The sequence below is a fragment of the Bradyrhizobium quebecense genome, assembly GCF_013373795.3.
GTDB classification, from domain to species: Bacteria; Pseudomonadota; Alphaproteobacteria; order Rhizobiales; family Xanthobacteraceae; genus Bradyrhizobium; species Bradyrhizobium quebecense.
In genome coordinates, this window is sequence record NZ_CP088022.1 from 4,061,058 (window position 1) to 4,078,951 (window position 17,894).

A 17,894-nucleotide genomic window follows, 5' to 3' on the forward strand; every position below is an offset into this window, starting at 1 on the left:
CCGATAGCGTCCGTCAATTCGTCTTCGGCGTGAGCATCTTGCCTTCGATCTTGGGAAGATCGTCTGTTGATACCGACTTGTCGCCGCCGGCGCGGCGGGCGAGTTCGACCGTGAGGCGTTCGGCGGCCTCGGGCTGCATCAGGCCGAGGATGTCCGACATCTTGCGCGGCTGGATCTGCGAGGCGATTTGGTAGAGCACGGTCATCTCCAGCCGATCGAACACTTTTGCGGCGTCCTTCGGCTTCATGTTCTCGTACATGGTGACGATGCCCTTGAAGCGGGCGGCGTCGGCTTCTGCCTTGGCCGCCGCATCGGCATTCGCCTTGGCGTCATTGGCCTTGGCCTCCTCGACCTTGGCCTCGATGCGCTTCTCGGCGGCCTTCAGCAGGCTTTCGCGGATCTCGACCTCGCGGGCGCGCGTCTCGAGCTCCTGGCGGCGCGACTGCAGCCGTTCCAGGATCGCGCGTTCGGACGCTGACACCGGCGGCGGCGCATCCAGATTGACCACCACGCCGTCGGGCTTGGGCGCCTCCGCGGCCGGTGCGGCCGGTTTAGGTGCCTCGTCCTTCTTCGCGTCCTTGCCCTCGACCGATCCCGTGATGTCGCCGGGATCGGCTTTGAACTTGCTGTCGGCAACCGCCTTGGGAGCGCCGGGGAAGTTGAAATTCTGCTGCGCCCAAGATGGACCGGCCGGGCCGGCCGGCGGCGCGTCGTCGGCAAACACGTAGCCGCCATCGAGCACGAGGCCCGCGACCTTCAGCACCATCAGGCCGAAGATCGCGACCAGCACCACGGGCATCACTCTGATGTCACGAAGCAACTTCATGCAGCGAGGCCGCCGGCCCTCCTGCGCTCGGTGAAGGCTTCAGCCGCCGCGGCAACCGCGCGCGCGGCCGAAACCCTGGGCGCCGGCGCTACCGGTGCGGCGGGCGCCGCCGCCTGTGCCGGTGCATGCGCGGGCTCCGGCGGCCGCGCGGCCATCGCGATCTTGGACAGGCGGCGCACCACACCATCACCTTCCGCCAGCTGGTTCTTCAGCTGCGCCGACATCTGCACCGCTGCATCGAGCTGGTTGCCGAGGTTCTCGTTGACGTCGCGCACCGCGTGCTTCAACCCGCCGATCGCCCGCTCGGCGATCTCGGTCGCGGTGATCAATTCGGCGATCGTCGCCTTCAGCGAATGCTCGTCCGCCTTCAGCCGTTGCAGCCGCTTGTTGAGCAGCCAGCAATAGCCGATCGTCAGCATCAGCAGCACGGCTACCAGACTCTCGATTGCTAGTCCAAGCACATGACTCATGGTGCCTCCATCATCTTGGTCCGCTCGTCCGCCTTCTCGAACATCGCGAAGGTGGTTTGGGGTTTACGCAAATTCTTGGTGACGCGGATCGCGACGCGGTCACCGACGCGGCCCATGCGGCCCTCCGTCAAGGTGACATTGCCGCAACGGACCGAGACCAGCGCGTCGGAACGGATATCCAGCGGCAGCGTGTCGCCGACCTTGAGCTTCATCAGCTCCTTGAGCGGGATATCGGCCTCGTACAGCACCGCATCGACCGCAATCTCGGCCTGCGCCACCTCGGTGGCGAAATGGCCTTCCCAGATCGGATCGCGGCCGAACTTTTCGCCCATGAACATCTGCAACAGCACGTTGCGGATCGGTTCGATGGTGGCGTAGGGCAGCAGCAATTCGACATTGCCACCGCGGTCTTCCATGTCGATGCGCAGGCGCACCAGGATCGCGGCATTGGCCGGACGGCTGATCGCGGCAAAGCGCGGGTTGGTCTCGAGGCGGTCGATCGTGAAGGTCACCGGCGACAGCGGCCGAAACGCCTGCTCGGCATCGGACAACACCACCTCGACCAGCCGCTTCACGAGGTTGGTCTCGATCGTGGTGTAGGGCCGGCCCTCGATCTTGAGCTGGGTCTGGCCGCGGCGGCCGCCGAGCAGCACGTCGATCATCGAATAGATCAGGTTGGAGTCGACCATGGCGAGGCCGAAATTCTCCCACTCCTCCGCCTTGAACACCGAGAGCACCGCCGGCAGCGGGATCGAGTTCATGTAGTCGCCGAAGCGCACCGAGGTGATGCGGTCGAGCGAGACTTCGACGTTGTCGGAGGTGAAATTGCGCAAGCTGGTCGTCATCAACCGTACCAGGCGGTCGAACACGATTTCGAGCATCGGCAGACGCTCGTAGGACACCATCGCGGAATCGATGATGGCGCGGATGCCGGAGTGATCGTCGAGGCTGACGTCGCCGACCGTGAAGCCGAGGAGATTGTCGATCTCCTCCTGCGACAGCACGCGCTCGCCATTGGTGTTCTTGCCGCCGAAGTCGCGGCTGCCGTCCTCGACCATGGCGGCCCATTGCAGCGCCATGTTCTCGGTGAGCTCGTTCTTGGCAGCTTCCGCCGCGGCCGCCGCGGGATCCTCGGAATCGAGCGAGGCTTCCCACTGGGCCGCAATGGCGTCCTGGTCCATCTGGTCGTTGCCGGCCATGGCTTTACATCCGCCCCGTCACTGGATCACGACTTCCTTGAACAGCACCGCGTTCACCTGGTTGGGCGCCAGCGCGAGGTTGACGCGCTTGGTCAGCTCTTCCTTGAGACGGAACAGGCCGGCCGAGCCGTTGAGATCGCTCGGGCGCAGCTCGCGCATATAGGTTTGGAACAGGTCGGTAACGCGGGGCAGCGCCGGCTTGATCGCCTCGACCTGCTTCTCTTCCTTGATCTCGAGCACGAGCTTCAGCTTGAGATATTGCACCCGCTCGCCGGGCGCGCCGACCAGATTGACCAGCATGTCAGGCACGTCGACGAAGCTCGGCGGCTTCGGCGGCGGCGCTTCGGCGTGCTGCTCCTCGCCGTGACCGCGCATGAAGAAGAACCATCCGCCCGCGCCCGCGCCGAGCACGACGAGGAAGCCGACGACGGCAATGATCAGCTTGAGCTTGCCCTTCTTCGGAGCGGCCGCGCCCTCGCCGCCATCCGTCTTTTCCTCATCCGCCATCGTCCGCTCGCTTCAACCCGAAGGATGCGAACGCGATTTGCCCCAGCTTTGGCTTGAAGACGCGATACAAAGGCCGCCGGCGCACACGCGCCCCAATGCCGGCAACACTGGGGTCATAATGGTTAATGGAAGATTAGGATTTACCTTCCACTAGGAAAAAACTGCCGGGCAAACATGGTCAACAAGACCTTTCTGCCGCCCGGCACGGCGTCCCGCAAAACATCTAAACCATTAAAATATCTGCCTATTTCAAGTTGGCACGGGTTTCGCTGAGAGGACGACGTGACTGGCGGGTTTGGGAGAACCCAATGGTTACCGACGGTCCGGCGTGAAGGTTTGGGAGAACCATTCGCATCGGATCACCTCACAGGGGAGAACCACCGATGCAGAATACGCTTCTGGTCGGACTATCGAAGCAGATGGTGCTGGAACGGCAGATGGATGTCGTTTCCAACAACATCGCGAACATGAACACCAACGGCTACAAGGCCGACCGGTCGCTGTTCCAGGAATATCTGTCCTCGAACGCGCATGAGGACAATTTCGCGTCCTCCGACCGCCGCGTCTCCTTCGTGCAGGACCGCGCGACCTTCCACGATTTCTCGCAGGGCCCGACCGAAGAGACCAAGAACCCGCTCGACGTCGCGATCGACGGCAACGCCTTCCTGGTCGTGCAGACGCCGGGCGGCGAGCGCTACACCCGCGACGGCAACCTTCAGATCAACAATCGCGGCCAGCTCGTCACCGCCTCGGGCTATCAGGTGCTCGGCACCGCCGGCCCGATCACGTTCCAGCAGACCGATCACGACGTCAACATCGCCCCCGACGGCAACGTCAGCGTGCTCGAGGGCACGTCCCGGCTCGACTCGATCCGCGGCAAGCTGCGCCTGGTCTCGTTCGCGCAGGCCCAGCGCCTGCTGAAGGAAGGCTCCAACCTCTATGTGCCGGGCGAAGGCGCGGTACCGCAGCCGGACACCAAGGCGCAGATCCGCCAGGGCTTCATCGAGAAGTCGAACGTCAATTCCGTCGTCGAGATGAGCCGCATGATCGAGATCACGCGGACCTACACCCAAATCGCCTCGCTGCTCCAGCAGCAGAGCGACCTGCACAAATCGGCGATCGAGAAGCTCGCCGACGTGCCGAACTGATCCGGGGGACTGACAGATGCGCGCACTTTATACCGCGGCGACCGGAATGGCGGCACAGGAACTCAGCGTTCAGGTGATCTCCAACAACATCGCGAACCTGCGTACCACCGGCTACAAGAAGCAGCGCGCCGCGTTCCAGGACCTGATCTACGACCACGTGCGCCGGGTCGGCGCGCAGGCCTCCGACCAGAACACCATCATGCCGATGGGCATCGATCTCGGCGGCGGCGTCAAGACCGTCGGCACGCCGCGGATGATGACCCAGGGCACGTTGTCGCCGACCGGCAACGATCTCGACATCGCTATCCGCGGCGAAGGCTTCTTCAAGATCCTGATGCCCGACGGCACCTTCACCTACACCCGCGACGGCTCGTTCCAGATGGACAATCAGGGCCGCATCGTCAACGCGCAGGGCAATCTGGTGCAGCCGACGATCACGATCCCGCAGAACGCCTCCGGCCTCACCATCAATGCGCAGGGTCAGGTCTCGGTGACGCTGCCGGGCCAGACCGCATCGACCACGATCGGCCAGATCGGCCTGACCCGCTTCATCAACAAGGCGGGCCTGATGCCGATCGGCGACAATCTGTTCCAGGAAACGCCGGCCTCCGGCCAGCCGCAGGATGGCATCGCCAACACCGACGGCTATGGCGACATGCAGCAGAGCAACCTCGAACAGGCCAACGTCGAAGTGGTCTCGGAAATCTCCGACCTGATCGCCGCGCAGCGCGCCTATGAGATGAACTCGAAGGTGGTCTCCGCGGCCGACCAGATGATGCAGTCGACCTCCAACCTGTTCCGCTGAGGATGATGTCGATGATCGCCCGCTCATTCCTGATCGCAGCCGCGCTCCTCGCGGTGACCGCGCTACCAGCCACAGCGCAAGTCCGCGGCGAGAGCATCGCGGTGCCGACGCTGCGCGCCAGCGTCACGGTCGCGGACGACATCGTGCGGGTCGGCGACCTCATCGACAACGCCGGCAGCGCCGGCAGCATTGCGATCTACCGCGCGCCCGACCTCGGCACCACAGGCACGCTGCCGGTCGCACAGGTGCTGAACGTGCTGCGCACCCACCAGGTGATCGGCGTCGACACCCGCGAGCTGAAGGAGATCACCGTCACGCGGCTCGCGCGCACCATCGACAGCAAGGAGATCGAGCAGCAGCTGGCGCGCGCGCTGGAGGGCCGCCACGGGCTCGGCAAGGCCGGCAACATCGCGCTGACCTTCGACCGCGATCCCGGCGACCTCCGCCTCGAGGCAACCAACACCGGCGCGATGCAGCCCGTCGCCGTGCGCTACGACCCGCGTTCGACGCGTTTCGACGTCACCTTCGAGGTCAGCAACGAAGCCGGCACGGCTCCGTACAAGCTGCGCCTCACCGGAACCGCGATCGAGACCATCGAGGCCGCCGTGCTGACGCGCAATGTCGAGCGCGGCGACGTGCTGAAAGCCTCCGACGTGGTGGTCGAGCGCCGTCCGAAAGCCGAAATCGGCAACGACGCGGCGGTGCGCGACAGCGCCGTCGGCATGCAGATGCGCCGCCAGATCCGCGCCGGCCAGGCGCTGCGCACAGCCGACATGGCAAAACCCGATCTCGTCACCCGCGACCAGAACGTCACGCTGGTCTACCGCACCTCCGGTCTCTACCTCACGATCCGCGGCAAGGCGATGGATGGCGGCGCCGAGGGCGATGTCGTCAACGTGATGAACCTGCAGTCCAAGCGCGCCGTCACCGGCGTCGTCACCGGGCGCGGCGAGGTTTCGATCTCGGTCGCGACGCCGCGCGCAGCGCCGGCCGCCGACGCCGCCTCTTCAGATTCCGCTCCCGTCAAGCTGAGTTCAGTCGCACCAAACGCCGAGTAAAGTTCATGTCCCAGTACCGCATCAACCGCCTCATCCTGACCGGTGCGCTGCTCGCGCTCGGAACGATCGCCAGCGGTTGCTCGTCGATCGACCGTCTCTCCCAGATCGGTGAAAAGCCGAAGCTGACGGAGATCGAGAACCCGACGGCGCAGCCCGGCTACAAGCCGGTGCAGATGCCGATGCCGAAGCCCGAAGTCGCCTCCTACAGCCCCAACTCGCTGTGGCGCAGCGGCTCGCGCGCCTTCTTCAAGGACCAGCGCGCCGCACGTGTCGGCGACATCCTGACCGTCATGGTGAACATCACCGACAAGGCCGCGATCGCCAACGAAACCCAGCGCAGCCGCACCAATTCCGAAGATTCCGGGGTGACCAATTTCCTCGGCTCGCAGACCATCACGCAGGCCAACAAGATCCTGCCCGGCCGTATCCTGACCGCCGACTCCACGGCCTCGAGCGACGGCAAGGGCTCGGTCAACCGCCAGGAAGCATTGCAGACCAACGTCGCCGCCGTCGTCACCCAGATTCTCCCGAACGGCAATCTTGTGGTCGAAGGCAAGCAGGAGATCCGAGTCAACTACGAAATCCGCGAGCTGATCGTGGCCGGCATCGTACGTCCGGAAGACATCCAGAGCGACAACACGATCGACTCCTCGAAGATCGCCCAGGCCCGCATCGCCTATGGCGGCCGCGGCCAGATCACCGACGTGCAACAGCCGCGCTACGGCCAGCAGGTTCTCGACGTGCTCTTGCCCTTCTAACGGCACGGTCCCGAAAAGTGGGAACCGGTTTTCGGAAACGGATCATGCGTGAGTAAGACTTTTTCGAGCTCCCACATCTCGTCGCGAACCTAGGCGCGGCGCGGTGTACCAACACGGCCCTCGCTAGCTCCCCTGGCGAGGGCCGTGGCGTTCTTGTGACCGGTCCAATTCACTCGCGCGATCGTCGCGCATCAGTTCGATACCGCTTCGCGCAACTCGCGCGATCGCTTTCTCGGTTCGTTAACCGTTGCAGCAGCCCGCAGTAGCAGTCCCGGCGCTTGCAACGTAGCAAGGAGACAACGCAGGGTTTTCTGTTTCTATGACGGTCATGCAAAGAGACGGTCGATATGCGGCGTGGTTCCGGACGCCGCGGGGCGAAGGCACCGGAATAGTCCAGCTCGCAAACGGCAGGATCACAGGCGGCGACGCCATGTTCACCTATGGCGGCTCCTATCAGCTCGATGAGGACCGCTTCACGGCGGTCCTGACGACGCACAGATATGCCGACGGCCCCTTCACCACCGTGTTCGGCTGCGACGAGGTCGAGGCGCAGCTGACCGGCACCTTCAGTGGCAATCGCGCGGTGTGCTCGGGCACCGCCAAGCAGGCCCCCGGCGTGCTGTTCGAAGCCACGCTGTTTCTGCAGCAACAGGAGCAGGCGCCCGCCCCCGGCCCAAAAACCATGGCAACGCGCGCGGATCTGACGAGGCTGCCGAAGCTCCCCGACCGCCGCGCGGCCGTCGTGACGCGGCGCTTCAGCTGATCGGTCCGCAATCCCGATGGCATCTCCGCCGCTTCAGGCGTACCATCGCGCATGCGCGAAGCGCAGCCCGATCGATGCAGCCGGCAGGAGGAACGCATGTATGCCGCCATCCGTCACGCCAAGGCGAAGACTGGTAGCGCCGAAGAACTCGCGCGCCGGATCAAGGAAGGCGCAATTCCGATCATCAGCGATGTCGAAGGCTTCATGGCCTACTACGTGGTCTATGCCGGCGACGACACGGTCACCGCGATCAGCGTCTTCAACAACCATGCCGGCGCCGAGGAAGCCAACCGCCGCGCACTGGCCTGGATCGATGACAATCTCGGCCCATTGCTGGTCGGGCAAGTCACGGCAATTGCCGGACCGGTGATCGTGCACACCAAGGCGTGACGGCCGCTTCCCAGGCAAGGTTCACCCGGCAGAACTTTCCTGCCGCACGTCTGGCGCGTGTCGCATCATCGCGATCCGGCCAGGCGGTGGACATCTCGGCGTAGGTTGGCTGTGCGCGAGCCCGGCGGTCGCTTGGCGGTGCCATCGAAATTATCGCTAGATCGGATAGCGCCATTTGAGCGCGCGCCGCACGAACACCAGTGCAACGGCATCCACGAGGACAGCGAGCCGAAGCAACGTCGGCGTTGACCGAAGGCCGATGTGAATGATGCAGCACGCCAGTCCGATCAGAAGGGCAAGCAGTACAATCCACGCCCAGAAAAGCCGTGAGCGGAAAATTCCAGTTGGGGCAGCGTCAAGCAGTCTGGAGCCCGTTGGCGCCGGGAAGAACGAGCCTAACAGGGCTTCCCACAACGCTTCCCAGTCCATTGCCGTCCGCTCCACCTTCACGTTTGTCGGAACCGCGGTTGGCGGGTTCAGCTAAAGAGCCGCCGCCGACATCAAGCAGAGGTGATATCGCCTCGCTGATCCGCTCTGCGCCCGCGCTAGGCGGACACGGCTTCCGGCATCGGCATTCCGCGCCAGGTCATGAACGATCTGCCGAGCATCGCCTCGATCTTCATCGCCGCCAGCCACAGCAGCGCACCGCAGGTCAGGTCGATGACGTAATGCCCGCCGATCGGAAGCGTCGAGACGAGGACGAGGAGATTCCAGATCAGCGTGATGCCGAACAGCCACCATGTGTCGATCGTCGCCAAAATCGTCATCAAGGCAAGACACGCGTGGAACGACGGAAAGGTCACGACGCCCTGCAGATTGTTCAACGACAATTCCGGAGACACGCCGTTGTGGAAGTACTCGAACTTCGCGAGATGATAGATTCCCGCGTGCTCGGGCAGCGCATCGAGGATCGCGACGGGATGATCGAAATAGACAAAGGCCCCCTTGATGGTGAACGATTTATTTCCCGGTATTGCTGACACCGAGACCTGAGTTCCCGTGCGCAGAACTCAGGTTCCCGGCGCGATTCGGGCTATTCGGGGTCGGGCCTGTCGCTCAGGACCACGAAAACCTTGCCGCCGAAGTCGTATCGCGCGACCGCGCGCATGCCGAGCCGCAGATGCGCCTTGAGCGAGCGCGGATTGTCTTCCCTGATGAACAGGATCGCTTCGCGGCCGGGAAACGTTGCCTGAAGCCTGGCGTAGAGCGCGTCGAGGACGCCGAGGCCGCGCGCGTCCGGGGCGACGCACACGGGGCCATACACATACGCACCGGGGCCGCCCGGCCAGGCCTTCAGCATGGCCTGCACCGGCGGGGCCTCGCCGAATCCTATCTCCGACGTCAGGAGCGCACCGAGCAGCCTGCCCTCATCGCGGGTCGCGATGACGATCGATTGCCCGCATGCAATGCGCGTCTCAATCACCTCGCGCGGCCATTGCCCGAGCAGCATGCCGCCGCGGTCGCCGGCGTTGGCCGTCAGCAGCGCTGAGATCGCTTCCGCATCCGACGATGTGGCGAGCCTGGTCTCGATCATCGCCGACGGACCGGATCGGCAGGCTGCATGCCGGCGCAGCTCATGCCTTCTTCTTCGCGGTTGCGCGAGCGCCCGCGGCCGCCTTCTTTGCAGGCTTCTTCGCAGTTTTGCTGGATTTGGCCTGGTTGAGCTCGATCGCAGCATGGATCAGGGCCTTCAGCGCGCGGTCGTTGATCTTGTCGCCCTCGAACAGATCGATCGCGCGCCGCACGTTGCCTTCGAAGCCGGTGTTGAACAGCTTGTCGGGGTCGGGAAGTTGCGCGCCATACATGAAGGTCAGCTTCACCTTGCCCTTGTGGGCGTTGCCGACCGCGATGATGCCGTCGCGCGACCACACCGGGCTGCCCATCCACTTCCATTCCTCGATGATTTCCGAGTCGGCGGCGAGGATGCTCTTGCGCAGGCTGGCGAGCGTCTTGCCGCGCCAGTCGGTGAGATCCTCGATCATCTGGTCGATACGTTCCGATGCCGTCATTGCTGCCTCGCGTTATCAGCCTGTCCCATGCAATCACATTTGGAATGTCCAGACATCACGCTTGTGATGCCCGGGCTCACGCTTGCGACGCCCGGGTCGATGCCCCACGCTCGCGCCGCGGCGCCAGATAGGGCAACGCGAACAGATACAGGCCGCTCAGCAGCATCAAGATCAGCGGGAACAGCGCCAGCAGGCCAATCCAGACGGCTTGCTGCTGCAGGACCATCGCGACGATGTTGATGATGACGGCAACCGTAAAGGCGATCGAGAGCCAGCGGTGAAATTGCCTGATCCAGTTGTTCCAGTTCAATGTGACCTCCTGTTGGGTAGATGCAAGTTTGTGTATTGCCGTCATTGCGAGCGAAGCGAAGCAATCCATCGCACCGAATACGCGGATCAATGGATTGCTTCGTCGCTATCGCTCCTCGCAATGACGAGAAAGGGAGAGCGAGAAGATCAATCCTCGCGCACCAGCAGCTGATCGAGATTCTCCAGGAACTGCTTCCACCCGGCATGGGCGCCGCCATAGGCCTGCTTCTGATGCGGCTGGAAGCCGGACTGCTCGACGCGCAGATGGGTGCCCTTCGCTGTCGGCGTCAGCGTGAAGACCACCACGCTCTCGAGATTGTAGGCGGCATCCGCATGCGCGAAATTCCAAGTGTAGGACAGCGTCTTGTGCGGCTCGACGGCAAGCACCTTGCAGTCCAGCACACCGCCCCACTCGCCGCGCAGATTGAAGCTGTGCCCGACCTCGGGCTTGAAGTCGCTCTTCATCAGCCACTCCTCCATCAGATGCGGTTGCGTCAGCGCGCGCCAGAGCTTTTCCGGCGGATGGGAAAATTCACGCTCCACGATTGCGGAGCGCGTTTCAGCGGTGGTCTTGTTCATTGGTCCATCCTTTTGAGAAGATCTTCGAGGTGGTCGAACCGGTTCTGCCAGAAGCCCGCCATCTGGCTGGTCCAGTCGATCAGCGGCGCCAGCGCGCCGAGCTGCGCGCTGTAATGCGTCTGCCTTCCTACATGGCGGTCGCGCACCAGCCCGGCCTGCTTCAGCACGCCGAGATGTTTTGACACCGCCGGCTGCGAGATCTTTGCCCGCGCGGTCAGCGCGCCGACGGTCTGCTCGCCCTCGCGGCACAGGCGCTCGAAGATCGCCCGGCGGGTCGGGTCTGCGAGGGTTCGAAACAGCAGGTCGTGAGCGTCCGGCATCGGATCAATAGCCCGTTGGTTATGGATTAACGTATAACCAGACAGCTATGGATTGGTCAAGCGAGAAGTCGGGGAACGCCGACTGACGATCAAGCTGTAATACCTTCGGTGTGCTTGGCGCGGAATTGGCCGCGCCGACATACCCATAACTGATTGGCTATCCATCAGCCGCTGATTTGCCCGTTCGGGCAACTCAGCAAAACCTGTCAATCCCGCAATAAGAAAATATTCCGCCTGGCGCCTGACCGAACTCATCGCGGGCATGCGGATGTTTGGCTCACAGACCGTTAAACCTGCTTGGTGTCGTCCCTGCGAAAGCAGGGACCCATGACCACCGATCGACATTGTTGAACGAGCCTGGAACGACGGGTCCCTTCACGACATCCGCCGCGGAGGATGGGTCCCTGCTCCCGTGCGCAATTGCGCACTAGGCAGGGACGACGATTGTGGGCGCGGCGGTCGCAAGCGCTCGAATGCACCTCGTTGCGAAGGCACTGCGCATGACCTACACATATCGCGCGGTGCGGTCCTTGTTCACGGAGAACCTTGATGTGCCAGCTCTGCGAAATCACGCCTCCCAACCGAACCTCCCGGCGTGTCTTCCTCGCTGGCGCGGCGTGCACCGCGGTCAGCCTCGCCCTTGCGCCGGCTGTGACGGCCAAAGAGACAAGACCGCCGCCGAAGCCGCAGAACGTGCTGCCGCCGGACGCCGCGCTCGACCGGCTGGTGAAGGGCAACCTGCGTTATGTCGAAGGCATTTCGCGGCGGCATGATTTCAAGCACGAGCGCGAGGCGCTGTCCGGCGGACAGAATCCGTTCGCCGGCATCCTGAGTTGCGCGGACTCCCGCATCGCACCGGAATACGCCTTCGATACCGGTCGCGGCGATCTGTTCGTCTGCCGCGTCGCCGGCAATTTCGCCAGCGACGAGATGATCGCGAGCCTGGAATATGCGCAGTCCGTGCTCGGCGTGCCGCTATTCATGGTGCTCGGTCATGACAGCTGCGGGGCGGTCGACGCCGCGATCAAGTCGCTGAAGGACAACACCACCCTGCCCGGCCATCTGCCCTCGCTGGTCACCGCGATCGCGCCTGCGGTGAAGGCGACCGAGGGCAAGCCGGGCGACCGGCTCGCCAACGCCATCAAGCAAAACGTCATCGACAACGTCGCGAAGCTCAAGACGGCGACGCCGATCCTCAGCGCCGCGGTCGATCAGGGCAAGCTCCGGATCGTCGGCGCGGTCTATCGGCTGACCGACGGCAAGGTCGAGCTGGTCACGGACGCCAAGCGACCGGCGACTTGAACCTCGGCGCCACCTGCGACCACTGAAGCCAAGAACGACATCGCGTGAGCGACATGGAGAAGGCGGATGTGGCGCCGGCGCGGATGGATTGCTGGAGTGCTGCTCCTGGTCGTGGCCTCATTGCCGGCACGCGCCGGCGTCGAGCCCTGCAACACGGCGCAGAAGCGGGTCGAAATGATCGCGTTGCTCCGCCATGCCGCTGAGGACCGGCCGGTCAACATCACCTTCGCAACCCGGACCGATGGCGTGAAGCTGCCCGCCGGCGTGATCGAGCAATATCCCGAGGAGATCACGATCATCCTGCAGCACGAATTCGATCGCCTCATGGTGAAGGATGAAGGCTTCGAGGTCGGCGTCTGGTTCAATCGCAAATATGCCAGGCTGGCCGTGCCGTTCGGCGCGATCAGGAGCCTGTGGGACGGCACGGTTCTGATGTGCACGAACAATCAACTGTAGGAAACAGTGGCGTCCCGGCGCAGAGAGCATGCAAAGTCAGGTGAACGTCGCTTCCACCTTGCCGAGCCCATCGAGCTCCATCACGACTGCGTCGCCCGCCTTCAGCCAGACCGTCTTGACCAGACTGCCGGTCAGCACGATCTGGCCGGCATGCAGGCCACGGCCCTCGGCGGCGAGATGATTGGCGAGCCAGGCGAGCGCGTTGTGGGGATGGCCGAGCACGTCGGCGCCGGTGCCGCGCCCCTCCTCCTTGCCGTTGACGAGCGCGCGTCCGGTGATCTTGCGCAGATCGGGCACGGTGATGCGCTGCACGGCTTCGCCGAGCACGCAGCCGGCGGCGAAGAAGTCGTCGGCGATCAGCGTCGGCGCGCCGAGCGTCTCCCATTTGACATAGCGGTCGTCGACGATCTCGATCGCCGGATGGTAGGCCTCGATCGCTTCCGCGACCCATTCGGCGGTGAACGGCGCTTCGCCGGGCGCGAGACTGCGCGACAGCCGCACCGCGATCTCGCATTCGACCCCGACATGGACGAAGTCGGCCGCCGGCAGCCGCACGCCGCTTTCATGCACGACCTTCTCGAATACGCCGCCGCCGCAGGGGTGCGGGATGTTGATGTATTCCTGCATCACCGCGCTGGTGCAGCCGATCTTGTAGCCGACGAGACTGCCGACCTGCGGCTGCAACAGATCGTGCAGCGCGTATTGCACCTGATAGCCTTCGGCCTCGTCGCGCGGCACGATGTCTTTGGCGAGCGCCTTGAGCGGCGCGCGGCTGCGGCGCGCGCTGGCGATCGCCTTTGCGGCCGCGAGGATCCGTTCCATCTGCGCAGCCTCCCTGATGTTCTCGGCGGCGCGGTGGCGCCTCCGTCTGCTCACTGCAATTCAGCACTCGCCGACGCGTCTGGCAAGCACGCCGGACGGGCAAGGCCGTCAAACCTTGACCAGGCCGAGCCTGATCAGGCTCTCGGCGGTCGCGACGATCATCTCCTCATTGCCGCGCGGACGCCAGCCGAGCAGGTTCTGCGCCTTGGCGCTGGTCGAGCGGCGCACCTTGCCGAGCAGCGGCAGGGCGGCGCGGGCCAACGGGTTGCGCCGCGCGGCGAGCCGCATCATCCAGTCCGGCGCCTGGAACCGGGGCACGCGCCGCGCCTTGCTGCCGAGTTTCCTGCGCAGCAGCCGGGCCACCTGCAGCACCGATATGGTCTCGCCGGCGACCGCGAGGAACCGCTCCCCCCTGGCTTTCGGCGAGGTCATGGCGCGGAGATGCAGGTCGGCGACATCGCGCACGTCGACGAGGCCGAAATGGATCCGAGGCACCGCCGGCATCGCGCCGTCGAGCAGCGCCTTGATGATGCCGATCGACTCGGAGAAGTCGGCACCGAGCGCGGGGCCGAACACCGCGGTCGGATTGACCACGGCAAGCTCGAGGCCGTTGCCTTCGCGCGCGACGAAATCCCAGGCCGCGCGCTCGGCCAGCGTCTTGGATTTCGGATAGGCCTGCACATCGGGGCCGTCGAGATTGGACCAGGTGGTCTCATCGAACGGCTCGGCTTGCGGTGGATGGCCATAGCCGATCGCCGCAAACGACGACGTCACGACGACGCGCTTGACGCTGGCGTCGCGCGCCGCGCGCAACACCCGCAGCGTGCCTTCGCGCGCCGGCACGATCAGCTCGTTCTCGTCCTCCGGCAAATGCGCACCGAGCGGCGATGCGACATGCAGCACGTAATCGCACCCCGCGGCCGCCTCGCGCCAGCCGTCGTCGCGCGTGAGGTCGGCGGTGACGAAGCCGACCTGGTCGGCCGCAAGCGCGCCGCCCTCGCGCAGCATCGCGATCACGTCCTTGCTCCGATCCGGATTGCGCAGCGTGGTTCGCACCGTATGCCCGTCGGCAAGCAGTTGCAGGATGGTATGCACGCCGATGAAACCGGATCCGCCCGTGACCAAAACCGTGCTCATGTCGCTGCCCTCTTCATGGTTCGGCAGATGGGGACACATTGCACCGCCCACCTGCACAGGCCGCATCTGGTCACTATCTGACGTTGGACAAGTAGAATGAAATTCGAGACCGGTATGGAAAACAATACCAGCGAACTATGTGACGGCGGTGAATGCGAGAGCTGCCCGACCGACCCCAATCTGCTGATCGAGTTCAAGCACGCGATCCACGCGCTCGGCGGCAAATGGAAGCTCGAAATCCTGTTCACGCTGATGAATGGCGGTGTGCGGTTCGGCGCGCTGCGCCGCGCGCTGGTGCCGGTCACCCAGCATATGCTGACCGCGCAGCTGCGCGAGCTCGAGCGCGATGGGCTGGTGGCACGCAAGGTGCTCGCCGAAAAGCCGTTGCAGGTCGAATACGAGCTGACGGATTCGGCCTGGGGCCTCACGCCGGCCTTCCGGGAATTGCTGGCGTGGTCGAAGACCTACGGCCCGCGCCGGCACGCGGAGGCAAGCGAGACGACAGTCGGGGCGGCGATCGGCTGAATGACGTCGAGCTGCGACGGCATCGGGGCTCGGCCCCCTCTCCCGCTTGCGGGGGAGGGTTGGGGTGGGGGTTTCTCCACGAGTCGCATCGTGGTGAGAGCCCCCGCCCGGATCGCATCTAACGATGCGATCCGACCTCCCCCGCAAGCGGGAGAGGTGAAGGAAGGCAGTGGAGATATCGGTTCAAGCCATGCCGAGCGCGCGCCGGATTGCGATCTCGACCGGCGAATAGGCACCGTCGTCACGCTCGAGCCGATACGGCTCGGCGGGACTGAGCGACGGTTGCGCCATGAAGCGCGGCCTCGTTCCCCGATGCTTCTGCGCGGCATGCACCAGAAAGGGATGGCACAGATAGACCGTGCCCACTTCACCGGTTGCCAGCGCGAGCTCGCAATCGGCGCCCATTTGCGCGAGGTTCATGCGTGCGCGTCCGGCCTCGCCGGCCGGCGCGAGGTAACGCGCCATCTGAAAATGCGAGCCGGGTCGGCGCGTCGTCATCGCCGACATCGGAGAACAGGAACAGCATCAGCAGCGCCCGGCCGCGCGAGACGATGTTCGCCCGCCAGGCGGAGAAGTCGCTCCGCTCGTGCGGGTCGCAATCGTCGCCGGGAAAGCTGACGTCGATATGCCAGCCAACATCGCCGGGATCGTCCGGATGCGGAAACCGCACCGGGAAGGTCCCGATGTTGTGGCGCGGAGACCAGCGGCCGGGGCCTGCGATCTGGTCGAACGCCCGATACAGCAGCGGCGAGTTGATCGCCTGCCGGAATGGTTCCTCGCCATAGCCAGGCAGCCGCACCACCGGGCGCGTCCAGGTCGAAGGATCATGCTCGCGGCACGGCAGGTCGCGCCACATGATGGCACGTCCCGCATCGGCGAGTTCGCGGGGAAAGGCGTTGTCGATCCGGACAAAGCCCTGTTCGATGAATTGCTCGATTTGCGCGTCGCTGAGCGCACGCGTGTCGTCTCGATCGGTCATGATTGTCTCTCAAACCATCGCCAGCCGTCGATGCTCCGCGAGGCGCGGAGTTTGGCCGGCTCATTCGGTTCACTGGAATCCCGCGAGCCCGAGCTCGCGGAGACGATCAACGCTTCCGTGCGGAAACAAGATCAGCCCAGGAGGAAGACCGATGCGATGTTGAGAGTACGTGTCATCATGGCGGCGCGAACGTACGACCGGTGCGCGCCGGAATCAATCTGTAGCGGTCCACCGCCACTATTCGTCGCGATAGACCTTCTCGCGCTTCTCGTGGCGTTCCTGCGCCTCCACCGACAGCGTCGCGATCGGGCGGGCTTCGAGCCGCTTCAGCGAGATCGGGTCACCGGTCTCTTCGCAATAGCCGTAGGTGTTGTCTTCGATGCGCTGGAGCGCCGCGTCGATCTTGGAGATCAGCTTGCGCTGACGATCACGGGCACGAAGTTCGATCGCGCGGTCGGTTTCCGAGGAAGCTCGGTCCGCGAGGTCGGGGTGATTGACGTTCTCTTCCTGCAACGTCTGCAGCGTGACCTTCGATTCGCGGAGGATCTCATCCTTCCAGGCCAGCAGCTTGGCGCGGAAATAGTCGCGCTGCCGCTCATTCATGAAAGGCTCTTTTTCAGTCGGCCGGTAGTTCTTCAGCTTTTCCAAAGGCAGCCATGTCCCTGTCAGGCGGAGGGAACAGAACCCCTCCGCGCGGCGCCTTATATAGCCACGTCATGTGACAGACAATATCTGCCACCGCGAAAGGCGGGGTGCCCCCAAGGCCTTGCACAGGCAAACTTATCCGTGCTGCCCGGGGGCCGGCTTTTCCCCTCTCCTCGCCCGTCAGTAGCCGACCGTGAAGCGCTGGCGGATATGGGCTGGGCGCTCGATTTCGTCGGCGAGTGCAACTGCGAAGTCCTCGAACGAGATCGAGCTCTTCCCGTCCGCAGCCGTCAAAAGCTGGTCGGTCCCGAGCCGGAACTTGCCGGTCCGCTCGCCTGCCACGAACAGCGCCGAGGGCGACAAAAAGGTCCAGTTCAGGTCCTTTTCCTGGCGCAGCAGGTCGAGGAACTCGGCTCCCTTCGAGGCCTCGGCCTTGTACTGGGCCGGGAAGTTCGGCGTGGTCACCAGGCGGACGCCCGGGGCCACTTCGAGGCTGCCGGCGCCGCCGACCACGAGATAGCGCCCGACGCCGGACGCCTTGGCCGCCCCGATCAGCTTGACCGGGTCGCTGACGGTGAAATGGACGGAACTGATCGCGGCATCGTGGCCGGCCCACAGCGCGGTCAGGGCGCCCTGGTCGTTCACATCCCCCCTCACGGCGGTGACACCAGGCAGGGTTGCGACCTTCTCCGGGTTGCGGGCGATGGCGGTGACGGCATGGCCGCGGCGGGCGAGTTCCGCGGTGAGGCGCGAGCCGGCCTGGCCGGACGCGCCGGCGATGGCGATCTTCATCAAAGTCTCCGATTGATAGTTTCCATTGGTGACTAGATAGCGAAATGAATGTAAGTGTGAAGAAGGCACTCTTGTCTCACCTGATTACGCCGGAG

Annotated in this window: 24 protein-coding genes and 1 pseudogene; 9 read left to right on the forward strand and 16 right to left on the reverse strand. The window is 64.4% G+C overall.

The window, feature by feature from the left end:
- Positions 1 to 13: 13 nt before the first annotated feature.
- Genes HU230_RS19765 through fliL form a run of 4 tightly spaced genes read right to left on the reverse strand, consistent with a single transcriptional unit; the run spans position 14 to position 3,002 of the window.
- The gene (locus HU230_RS19765) at positions 14 to 826 is read right to left on the reverse strand and encodes a MotE family protein (protein ID WP_176530237.1); all 813 of its coding nucleotides are present in this window, start codon (positions 824 to 826) and stop codon (positions 14 to 16) included.
- On the reverse strand, positions 823 to 1,296 hold the full coding sequence (locus tag HU230_RS19770; RefSeq protein WP_176530236.1) for a DUF6468 domain-containing protein: 474 nt from the start codon (positions 1,294 to 1,296) through the stop codon (positions 823 to 825). The genes HU230_RS19765 and HU230_RS19770 overlap by 4 nt, the downstream gene beginning before the upstream one ends.
- The gene (fliM, locus tag HU230_RS19775; protein WP_092115408.1) at positions 1,293 to 2,495 is read right to left on the reverse strand and encodes a flagellar motor switch protein FliM; all 1,203 of its coding nucleotides are present in this window, start codon (positions 2,493 to 2,495) and stop codon (positions 1,293 to 1,295) included. Before fliM ends, HU230_RS19770 begins: the two co-directional genes overlap by 4 nt.
- Before the next feature lie 18 nt (positions 2,496 to 2,513).
- Complete coding sequence (gene fliL / locus HU230_RS19780; protein WP_176530235.1) at positions 2,514 to 3,002, reverse strand: flagellar basal body-associated protein FliL; 489 nt, start codon at positions 3,000 to 3,002, stop codon at positions 2,514 to 2,516.
- A 383-nt stretch (positions 3,003 to 3,385) separates the two neighbouring features.
- Between fliL and flgF the strand changes: the two genes are divergently transcribed.
- From flgF to HU230_RS19810, 6 genes are all read left to right on the forward strand, one after another.
- A complete protein-coding gene (flgF, locus tag HU230_RS19785; RefSeq protein ID WP_092115410.1) occupies positions 3,386 to 4,150 on the forward strand; it encodes a flagellar basal-body rod protein FlgF in 765 nt (254 codons plus the stop codon).
- 16 nt (positions 4,151 to 4,166) lie between these two features.
- A complete protein-coding gene (gene flgG, locus HU230_RS19790) occupies positions 4,167 to 4,955 on the forward strand; it encodes a flagellar basal-body rod protein FlgG (RefSeq protein ID WP_173637555.1) in 789 nt (262 codons plus the stop codon).
- Between the two features lie 2 nt (positions 4,956 to 4,957).
- Positions 4,958 to 6,013 (forward strand): flagellar basal body P-ring formation chaperone FlgA, encoded by a 1,056-nt coding sequence (gene flgA / locus HU230_RS19795; protein WP_176530234.1) that lies wholly within the window; start codon positions 4,958 to 4,960, stop codon positions 6,011 to 6,013.
- A 5-nt stretch (positions 6,014 to 6,018) separates the two neighbouring features.
- Positions 6,019 to 6,771 carry a flagellar basal body L-ring protein FlgH gene (gene flgH / locus HU230_RS19800; RefSeq protein ID WP_173637557.1) on the forward strand — a complete coding sequence of 251 codons (753 nt, stop codon included), beginning with the start codon at positions 6,019 to 6,021 and terminating at the stop codon, positions 6,769 to 6,771.
- 328 nt (positions 6,772 to 7,099) lie between these two features.
- Positions 7,100 to 7,534 carry a hypothetical protein gene (locus HU230_RS19805; protein ID WP_176530233.1) on the forward strand — a complete coding sequence of 145 codons (435 nt, stop codon included), beginning with the start codon at positions 7,100 to 7,102 and terminating at the stop codon, positions 7,532 to 7,534.
- A gap of 96 nt (positions 7,535 to 7,630) precedes the next feature.
- Positions 7,631 to 7,924 carry an antibiotic biosynthesis monooxygenase gene (locus HU230_RS19810; RefSeq protein WP_176530232.1) on the forward strand — a complete coding sequence of 98 codons (294 nt, stop codon included), beginning with the start codon at positions 7,631 to 7,633 and terminating at the stop codon, positions 7,922 to 7,924.
- Positions 7,925 to 8,080: 156 nt separating this feature from the next.
- Here HU230_RS19810 and HU230_RS19815 read toward each other — a convergent pair whose 3' ends face one another.
- The 7 genes from HU230_RS19815 to HU230_RS19845 form a co-directional block, all read right to left on the reverse strand.
- Complete coding sequence (locus HU230_RS19815; protein WP_176530231.1) at positions 8,081 to 8,353, reverse strand: hypothetical protein; 273 nt, start codon at positions 8,351 to 8,353, stop codon at positions 8,081 to 8,083.
- 116 nt (positions 8,354 to 8,469) lie between these two features.
- On the reverse strand, positions 8,470 to 8,907 hold the full coding sequence (locus tag HU230_RS19820; protein WP_176530230.1) for a phosphatase PAP2 family protein: 438 nt from the start codon (positions 8,905 to 8,907) through the stop codon (positions 8,470 to 8,472).
- A 50-nt stretch (positions 8,908 to 8,957) separates the two neighbouring features.
- A complete protein-coding gene (locus HU230_RS19825) occupies positions 8,958 to 9,458 on the reverse strand; it encodes a GNAT family N-acetyltransferase (RefSeq protein ID WP_176530229.1) in 501 nt (166 codons plus the stop codon).
- A gap of 40 nt (positions 9,459 to 9,498) precedes the next feature.
- On the reverse strand, positions 9,499 to 9,933 hold the full coding sequence (locus HU230_RS19830) for a DUF1801 domain-containing protein (RefSeq protein WP_176530228.1): 435 nt from the start codon (positions 9,931 to 9,933) through the stop codon (positions 9,499 to 9,501).
- Between the two features lie 76 nt (positions 9,934 to 10,009).
- Positions 10,010 to 10,243: a hypothetical protein gene (locus tag HU230_RS19835; RefSeq protein ID WP_176530227.1), complete on the reverse strand. Its 234-nt coding sequence runs from the start codon at positions 10,241 to 10,243 to the stop codon at positions 10,010 to 10,012.
- Between the two features lie 146 nt (positions 10,244 to 10,389).
- A complete protein-coding gene (locus HU230_RS19840; protein WP_176530226.1) occupies positions 10,390 to 10,821 on the reverse strand; it encodes an SRPBCC family protein in 432 nt (143 codons plus the stop codon).
- A complete protein-coding gene (locus tag HU230_RS19845; protein WP_176530225.1) occupies positions 10,818 to 11,141 on the reverse strand; it encodes an ArsR/SmtB family transcription factor in 324 nt (107 codons plus the stop codon). The genes HU230_RS19840 and HU230_RS19845 overlap by 4 nt, the downstream gene beginning before the upstream one ends.
- 549 nt (positions 11,142 to 11,690) lie before the next feature.
- Between HU230_RS19845 and HU230_RS19850 the strand changes: the two genes are divergently transcribed.
- Positions 11,691 to 12,443 carry a carbonic anhydrase gene (locus HU230_RS19850; protein WP_176530224.1) on the forward strand — a complete coding sequence of 251 codons (753 nt, stop codon included), beginning with the start codon at positions 11,691 to 11,693 and terminating at the stop codon, positions 12,441 to 12,443.
- 96 nt (positions 12,444 to 12,539) lie between these two features.
- A complete protein-coding gene (locus HU230_RS19855) occupies positions 12,540 to 12,899 on the forward strand; it encodes a ClpXP protease specificity-enhancing factor SspB (RefSeq protein ID WP_176530223.1) in 360 nt (119 codons plus the stop codon).
- A 36-nt stretch (positions 12,900 to 12,935) separates the two neighbouring features.
- Here the strand turns inward: HU230_RS19855 and HU230_RS19860 are convergent, their stop codons facing one another.
- Positions 12,936 to 13,721, reverse strand: a complete 786-nt coding sequence (locus HU230_RS19860) for a 2-keto-4-pentenoate hydratase (protein ID WP_176530222.1) — start codon at positions 13,719 to 13,721, stop codon at positions 12,936 to 12,938.
- Positions 13,722 to 13,829: 108 nt separating this feature from the next.
- Positions 13,830 to 14,858 (reverse strand): SDR family oxidoreductase, encoded by a 1,029-nt coding sequence (locus HU230_RS19865; protein ID WP_176530221.1) that lies wholly within the window; start codon positions 14,856 to 14,858, stop codon positions 13,830 to 13,832.
- A 96-nt stretch (positions 14,859 to 14,954) separates the two neighbouring features.
- On the opposite strand from HU230_RS19865, the gene HU230_RS19870 reads away from it, so the two are divergent.
- On the forward strand, positions 14,955 to 15,383 hold the full coding sequence (locus tag HU230_RS19870) for a winged helix-turn-helix transcriptional regulator (RefSeq protein ID WP_176530220.1): 429 nt from the start codon (positions 14,955 to 14,957) through the stop codon (positions 15,381 to 15,383).
- A 183-nt stretch (positions 15,384 to 15,566) separates the two neighbouring features.
- On the opposite strand, the pseudogene HU230_RS19875 reads toward HU230_RS19870, so the two are convergent.
- The 3 genes and pseudogenes from HU230_RS19875 to HU230_RS19885 all read right to left on the reverse strand — a co-directional run bounded on the left by HU230_RS19875 (position 15,567) and on the right by HU230_RS19885 (position 17,799).
- Positions 15,567 to 16,362: pseudogene (locus HU230_RS19875) on the reverse strand (phytanoyl-CoA dioxygenase family protein).
- A 237-nt stretch (positions 16,363 to 16,599) separates the two neighbouring features.
- Positions 16,600 to 16,965 carry an RNA polymerase-binding protein DksA gene (gene dksA / locus HU230_RS19880; protein ID WP_021077973.1) on the reverse strand — a complete coding sequence of 122 codons (366 nt, stop codon included), beginning with the start codon at positions 16,963 to 16,965 and terminating at the stop codon, positions 16,600 to 16,602.
- Positions 16,966 to 17,187: 222 nt separating this feature from the next.
- Complete coding sequence (locus HU230_RS19885; protein WP_176530219.1) at positions 17,188 to 17,799, reverse strand: NAD(P)-dependent oxidoreductase; 612 nt, start codon at positions 17,797 to 17,799, stop codon at positions 17,188 to 17,190.
- Between the last annotated feature and the right edge of the window lie 95 nt (positions 17,800 to 17,894).